This window comes from Xenorhabdus khoisanae (assembly GCF_001037465.1).
GTDB lineage: Bacteria > Pseudomonadota > Gammaproteobacteria > Enterobacterales > Enterobacteriaceae > Xenorhabdus > Xenorhabdus khoisanae.
In genome coordinates this window covers 1-473 of sequence record NZ_LFCV01000213.1, presented here as the reverse complement: position 1 = coordinate 473, position 473 = coordinate 1, and the positions used below count along the sequence as shown (strand labels likewise).

The following is a 473-nucleotide window of genomic DNA, read 5'->3' as shown; positions in this document are numbered from 1 at the left end:
CGGTTGGATCACCTCCTTAACCGAAGATAGTGAAATGTTGAGTGTTCACACAGATTGTCTGATACAGAAAGAGACGGTATCGGTCTAGGCTTGTAGCTCAGGTGGTTAGAGCGCACCCCTGATAAGGGTGAGGTCGGTGGTTCAAGTCCACTCAGGCCTACCAATTTTGCTTGCCCGGACGGCTAAGCGAAGGGGCGGATAACGTACAATCAATGGGGCTATAGCTCAGCTGGGAGAGCGCCTGCCTTGCACGCAGGAGGTCAGCGGTTCGATCCCGCTTAGCTCCACCATTGTCTCTTTCACGCAACTATTTGATTTCAGAATGTACCGGGAACCCCGGTATATTGTGAAATCTATGCTCTTTAACAATCTGGAACAAGCTGAAAATTTGAAACACTCGGTGCCGGTTAAATACACGGCATTGAGAAGTCTCTCAAACTCCAGTCCGAAGACACCTTCGGGTTGTGAGGTTA

At 49.7% G+C, this 473-nt stretch carries 2 tRNA genes; both read left to right on the top strand.

The annotated features are described in order from the left end of the window. Positions 1–86 precede the first annotated feature (86 nt). A tRNA-Ile gene (locus tag AB204_RS20220) sits at positions 87–163 on the top strand. A gap of 51 nt (positions 164–214) precedes the next feature. Continuing rightward, positions 215–290: transfer RNA gene (locus tag AB204_RS20215), tRNA-Ala, on the top strand. Positions 291–473: the final 183 nt, after the last annotated feature.